Annotated in this window: 4 protein-coding genes; 2 read left to right on the top strand and 2 right to left on the bottom strand. The window is 65.9% G+C overall.

Going from position 1 to position 6,289, the window contains the following annotated elements; translation table 11 throughout:
* Positions 1–21: 21 nt before the first annotated feature.
* Positions 22–1,686 (bottom strand): MFS transporter, encoded by a 1,665-nt coding sequence (locus QRO93_RS12985; RefSeq protein ID WP_053451172.1) that lies wholly within the window; start codon positions 1,684–1,686, stop codon positions 22–24.
* 78 nt (positions 1,687–1,764) lie between these two features.
* Entirely contained in the window at positions 1,765–3,192 is a 1,428-nt protein-coding gene (locus tag QRO93_RS12980; protein WP_180880034.1) for a DcaP family trimeric outer membrane transporter, read from the bottom strand.
* A 245-nt stretch (positions 3,193–3,437) separates the two neighbouring features.
* Here QRO93_RS12980 and acs point away from each other — a divergent pair, with 245 nt between their 5' ends.
* Both acs and QRO93_RS12970 read left to right on the top strand, forming a co-directional pair.
* Positions 3,438–5,381: an acetate--CoA ligase gene (gene acs / locus QRO93_RS12975; RefSeq protein ID WP_180880033.1), complete on the top strand. Its 1,944-nt coding sequence runs from the start codon at positions 3,438–3,440 to the stop codon at positions 5,379–5,381.
* A gap of 121 nt (positions 5,382–5,502) precedes the next feature.
* Positions 5,503–6,168, top strand: coding sequence for a response regulator transcription factor (locus tag QRO93_RS12970; RefSeq protein ID WP_006477308.1), 666 nt, complete (start codon positions 5,503–5,505; stop codon positions 6,166–6,168).
* Positions 6,169–6,289 lie beyond the last annotated feature (121 nt).

Here is a 6,289-nt window from a genome sequence, read left to right as displayed (position 1 = left end):
GACGGTTGGGCGGCACGCCGGTTACTTGGTGATATCCACGTTCTTGGTCTCACGCAGGAACAGGCCACCCACCACCACCGACATCAGCGCGATGCCGATCGGGTACCACAGGCCGTAGTACAGGTTGCCGGTACCGGCCACCAGCGCGAACGAGATCGCCGGCAGGAAGCCACCGAACCAGCCGTTGCCGATGTGGTACGGCAGCGACATCGAGGTGTAACGGATGCGGGTCGGGAACAGTTCGACCAGGTAGGCGGCGATCGGGCCGTAGACCATGGTCACGTACAGCACCAGCAGCCACAGCATGAAGATCGTGCCGGCGATGTTGATGCGTGCACCATCGGCCTTGGCCGGGTAACCAGCAGTGGTCAGGGCGGTCTTCAGCTCCGCACCAAACGCATCGGCCTTTGCCTTGCCGTCTTCCTTGCTCAGGCCAGCGCCTTCATACGAGGTGACCTGGCTGCTGCCCACGCTCACCATCGCCAGCGAGCCGGCAGCGGCAGGCTGCACGTCGTACGGCACGCCGGCCTTGGTCAGCGCGGCGGTGGCGATGTCACAGGAGCTGGTGAACTTGCGTACGGCGACCGGGTCGAACTGGAAGGAACAGGTGTTCGGATCGGCAATGACCAGTGCCGGCGAGTTGGTCCGGGCTTCTTCGATGGCCGGGTTGGCGAAGTGGGTCAGGCCCTTGAAGATCGGGATGTAGGTGACGGCAGCCAGCAGGCAGCCGGCCAGGATGATCTTCTTGCGGCCGATACGATCGGACAGCCAGCCGAAGAAGATGAAGAACGGCACGCCCAGCGCCAGCGCGGCAGCGATCAGCAGGTAGGAGGTGGTGGCATCGACCTTCAGCATGCTGCTGAGGAAGAACAGCGCGTAGAACTGGCCGCCGTACCAGACCACGGCCTGGCCGGCCGCAGCGCCGAGCAGGACCAGCAGCATCAGCTTCAGGTTGCCGCCCTTCAGGCTGTCGCGGAACGGCGTCTTGGACCCCTTGCCCTCTGCCTTCATCTGCTGGAACAGCGGCGACTCGCTCAGCTGCAGGCGGATCCACACCGAGATGCCCAGCAGCAGGATCGAGACCAGGAACGGGATGCGCCAGCCCCAGGCCTCGAAGGCTTCATTGCCGAGGAAATAGCGGCAGGCCAGGATGATCAGCAGCGACATGAACAGGCCAAGCGTGGCGGTGCACTGGATGAAGCTGGTGTACAGGCCACGCTTGTCGTCCGGCGCATGCTCGGCCACGTAGGTGGCAGCACCGCCGTACTCACCGCCCATCGCCAGGCCCTGGGCCAGGCGCAGCACGATCAGGATGACCGGGGCAGCAAAGCCGATCGTGGCGTAGTTGGGCAGCACGCCGACCAGGAAGGTCGAGATGCCCATGATCAGGATGGTAACCAGGAAGGTGTACTTGCGGCCGATGCGGTCGCCGAGGCTGCCGAAGAAGGCCGCGCCGAACGGACGCACGAAGAAGCCGGCAGCGAACGCCAGCAGGGCGAAGATCATGCCCGTGGTTTCATTGACGCCACTGAAGAACTGCTTGGCGATGATGGCGGCGAGCGAGCCGTACAGGAAGAAGTCGTACCACTCGAACACCGTGCCGAGGCTCGATGCGAAGATGACCTTCTTGTGGCCCTGGGTCAGGGTACCCGCTGGATTGTGCGGGCTTGATGCAGTGCTGGACATGGGACGTTTTCCCTCTGTAGATGCCGGCCTTGGCCGGCATTCAATCTCGGTAGGTGCCGGCCGTTGGCCGGCACGCTCTTAGAAGCTGTACTTGGTGGTGAACTGCAACCGGGTGATGTCACCCTTGTTGCCGTTCTCGATCTCGCGACGGCCGTACATCAGCTCGGCGCCGATATCGACCTTGGGCAGCGGTGAGTAGAAGATGTTGCCGCGCACGCTCTGCACGCTCTTGGTCACCAGCGGGCCCAGCACGCTGTCATTGTCGTAGTCGCTGCGCGCGTAGATCAGGTTGGTGCGCAGCTTCGGCGAGAACGCATGCCGCCAGCCCACATAACCGGCAAGCACGCCGGTCGGGTTGAGCTCGTCGCGGGCCACGTCGTAGGCGCTGTCGGCGGTGATCCCCAGGCCGATGTAGCGGGCGATGCCTTCGCCGCCGGTCAGCTGGTAGTGCAGCGAATCGCTGTCACCCATCACCCACTTGCCGCCCAGGGTCAGGCCGCCGGCCACCTTGTCGGCCTTGGCGCCGGTGGCCTGGTTGTCGACCTTCAGCTGGCGGACGATGCCACCGACACCGAAGGTGCCCCAGTCGCCCTTCCAGCCATAGCGCAGGGTCAGGTCGGGCAGGCTGCCACGATCGGAGTTGGCACTGGCATTGGTCCAGGCGCCGGTGACCGGGTTGCGGGTACCGGTGAGGGTGGTGGTTTCCGGGTTCTCCAGCGCGACGCTGAAGCCGCCCTGGGTGTAGCGCACCTGGGCCTGGCGCACGAAGATCACGCCGTCGGTGGGGCCGACGAAGTCGACCGCTTCCGGCAGCGCGGCGGCGTCCATGAAGTTGGACCAGGTCTGGCCGGCCAGCCAGTTGTTCCAGTACATGTAGGCGTGGCGCAGGGTCACGCCATAGGTGTTGGTGGCGGTCTGGTTGCCCAGCGAATTGCCGAAGAAGTCCATCTCGAAGAACGCGCCGGCCTTGTTGCCGGACTCGCTCACGTTGTCGATGCCCAGGTTGAAGCGCGAGAACTTGGCGTGGGCGTTGAGGTCGGTGCCCGAACGCTTGCCGGTGCCGCCGGCGCCTTCCACCGGGGTCTGGCCCGGCAGGTACAGCGAACGGCCGGTGGCATCGTCGGCCAGCTGGCCATCGCTGGTCTGGGTGGCCAGGAAGTCGGCCTTGATGAAGCCGCCGATCTTGACCGTGGTGCCCGGCGCGGCGCCCGGAGTGATGGTGGTGACCTGGATCGGCTGCTTCCCGACCGGCACCTGTGCGACCGGCTTCTGCCCGGCCTGCACCGTGCGGACTTCGGTCACCGCCTGCTGGGTCTGGCTGATCTGGGTCTGCTGTTGTTGCTGCGAAGACAGCAGCAGCTGGACCTGGCGTTCCAGTTCGGCAACGCGTGCTTCCAGCGCTTTCTCTTTGGCGGTCTCTGCGAACGCCATGCCCGGTGCGACCAGGGCGACCAACAGGCAGGCCGCCAAAGGTGTGCGCACGGCTTTCAACGTACGGTGGCTCATGTTGCCCTCTCTCCCAAGTGGCAAGGTGATGCCGCGCGTGGGGCACGGTCGAGCCGAGACTGCGGGGCGTTCGCGCACAGCGGCTATTCGCCATTGGTCGAACCCGGCCCTGCTGGGCGCTCACTTTCGACCATGGTCTAACCAGGGTGGTGACGCGGCCGGGGGTGGATGGGGCAAACTGAGGGGAATCGGTCGCCGCGATGCTGCGACCGCACATACAAAGTCAACGTGCAAGTGAGGGTGCCATGGCTGATATCTACCCCGTCGATCCGCAGTTCGCCGCCAAGGCACGCATCGACAAGACGTCGTACGAACAGCAGTACCAGGCTTCGGTGACCGACCCGGATGGTTTCTGGGGCAAGGCCGCCGAGCGCCTGCAATGGATGCGCAAGCCGACGAAGATCAAGAACGTCAGCTACGACCTGTCCGATTTCCACATCAAGTGGTTCGAGGATGGCGAGCTCAATGCCAGCGTGAACTGCCTGGACCGCCAGCTGGACACGCGCGGCGACAAGACCGCGCTGCTGTTCGAACCGGATGGTCCCGACGCGCCGGCCCAGCACGTGACCTATCGCGAGCTGTACGAGCGCACCTGCCGCCTCGGCAACGCGCTGCGCAACCTGGGCGTCAAGAAGGGCGACCGGGTCACCATCTACCTGCCGATGATCGTCGACGCTGCGGTGGCGATGCTCGCCTGCGCGCGCATCGGTGCGATCCACTCGGTGGTGTTCGGTGGCTTCGCGCCGAACTCGATCGCCGACCGCGTCAGCGACTGCCAGAGCAAGCTGATCATCACCGCCGACGAAGGCCTGCGCGGCGGCCGGAAGATTCCGCTGAAGGCCAACGTCGATGCCGCGCTGAAGCTGCCGGGCACGAACACGGTTGAAACCGTGCTGGTGGTGCGCCACACCGGCGGCGCGGTGGACATGCAGGCGCCGCGCGACCGCTGGTTCCACGACGTGGTGGACAGCCAGCCGGCCACCTGCGAGCCCGAGCGCATGAACGCGGAAGACCCGCTGTTCATCCTCTACACCTCCGGTTCCACCGGCAAGCCGAAGGGCGTGCTGCACACCACCGGCGGCTACCTGCTGTACGCGGCCTACACCCATGAAGCGGTGTTCGACCTGCGCGAGGACGACATCTACTGGTGCACCGCCGACGTCGGCTGGGTCACCGGCCATAGCTACATCGTGTACGGGCCGCTGGCCAACGGCGCAACCTCGCTGATGTTCGAAGGCGTGCCGAACTATCCGGATACCTCGCGCTTCTGGAACGTGATCGACAAGCACAAGGTGAGCATCTTCTACACCGCTCCGACCGCCATCCGTGCGCTGATGCGCGAGGGCGAGGAGCCGGTGAAGAAGACCTCGCGCGCCTCGCTGCGCCTGCTCGGCAGCGTTGGCGAGCCGATCAATCCGGAAGCCTGGCGCTGGTACTACGAGGTGGTCGGCGACAGCCGCTGCCCGATCGTCGATACCTGGTGGCAGACCGAAACCGGCGGCATCCTGATCTCGCCGCTGGCCGGTGCGATGGACCTCAAGCCGGGCTCGGCCACCCTGCCCTTCTTCGGCGTGCAGCCGGCGCTGGTCAATGCCGATGGCGAGATCCAGGACGGCGCGACCGAGGGCAACCTGATCATCCGTGATTCCTGGCCGGGCCAGATGCGCACGGTGTACGGCGACCACCAGCGTTTCATCGACACCTATTTCCGCACCTACCCCGGCAGCTATTTCACCGGCGACGGTTGCCGCCGCGACGAGGACGGCTATTACTGGATCACCGGCCGCGTCGACGATGTGATCAACGTGTCCGGCCACCGCATCGGCACCGCCGAAGTGGAAAGCGCGCTGGTCTCGCACCCGAAGGTGGCCGAAGCGGCCGTGGTCGGTTTCCCGCACGACGTGAAGGGCCAGGGCATCTACGCCTACGTGACCCTGGTGGCCGAAGAAGCACCGAGCGACGAACTGCAGAAGGAACTGGTCGCCTGGGTGCGCAAGGAGATCGGACCGATCGCCACGCCGGACCACCTGCAGTGGGCGCCGGGCCTGCCGAAGACCCGCTCGGGCAAGATCATGCGCCGCATCCTGCGCAAGATCGCCGAGAACGCGCCGGACCAGCTCGGTGACACCTCGACCCTGGCCGATCCGTCGGTGGTGGCGTCGCTGGTGGACGAGCGCAAGGTGCGCTGATGGCGTGACTGCAGGCGCAGGACGCGCCAGGGACGTGGCCGGGAGGAGGGACCCGGCCGTGTCCGACCCGTCCTGCACCTGCCATCACGTCGCTCCCTTTCCTGATCGATAAGCTCGACCCATGACCACCCTCCTGATTGCCGATGACCACCCGCTGTTCCGCGAAGCCCTGCGTGGGGCGGTGCAGCGGGTCATCCCGGGCGTGCAGTTGTTCGAAGCCGACAGCGTGGAAGCGCTGTACGCGCTGGCCGACCAGCACAACGACGCCGACCTGGTCCTGATGGATCTCAACATGCCCGGTGCGCAGGGTTTCAACGCGCTGGTGCACATGCGCTCGCTGCACCCGCACCTGCCGGTGGTGGTGGTGTCCGCGCGCGAAGAGGCCACGGTGATGCGCCGCGCACTCGACCACGGCGCGCTCGGCTTCATTCCGAAGTCGGCCGACTCGGACACCATCGGCCATGCACTGGGCACCATTCTCGATGGCGAGACCTGGGCACCGCCGGAAGCGCACAACGTACCGCCCACCGGCAGCGAGGAACGCGAGGTGGGCCAGCGCCTGCGCGAGCTGACCCCGCAGCAGTTCCGCGTGCTGCAGATGCTCGGCGCAGGCCGCTTGAACAAGCAGATCGCGTACGACCTCAACGTCTCCGAAGCGACGATCAAGGCGCACGTCACCGCGATCCTGCGCAAGCTGGGCGTGACCAACCGCACCCAGGCCGTGCTGATGGCCGGCAAGCTGGCGATCGACGACGACGCCATCGTGCTGCCGCCGGAAGAGGATTGACGGTCGTGCCGGCCGCTGGCCGGCAATTCCCTGAAACGCGCGAAACGCACGAAACCGCTCCGGTAGGTGCCAAGCTTGCTTGGCACGCTTTTGACGTTGCACCTGCCGGCCAGCGGCCGGC

The organism is Stenotrophomonas maltophilia group sp. Smal17 (assembly GCF_030237045.1).
Classification (GTDB): domain Bacteria; phylum Pseudomonadota; class Gammaproteobacteria; order Xanthomonadales; family Xanthomonadaceae; genus Stenotrophomonas; species Stenotrophomonas forensis.
This window is presented reverse-complemented; position numbering and strand designations above follow the sequence as displayed.

What these genes read in the sequence shown, in the direction of transcription:
- QRO93_RS12985 (WP_053451172.1), bottom strand. Translation starts at nt 1,686, where the DNA reads ATGTCCAGCACTGCATCAAGCCCGCACAATCCAGCGGGTACCCTGACC.
- QRO93_RS12980 (WP_180880034.1), bottom strand. Translation starts at nt 3,192, where the DNA reads ATGAGCCACCGTACGTTGAAAGCCGTGCGCACACCTTTGGCGGCCTGC.
- acs (WP_180880033.1), top strand. Translation starts at nt 3,438, where the DNA reads ATGGCTGATATCTACCCCGTCGATCCGCAGTTCGCCGCCAAGGCACGC.
- QRO93_RS12970 (WP_006477308.1), top strand. Translation starts at nt 5,503, where the DNA reads ATGACCACCCTCCTGATTGCCGATGACCACCCGCTGTTCCGCGAAGCC.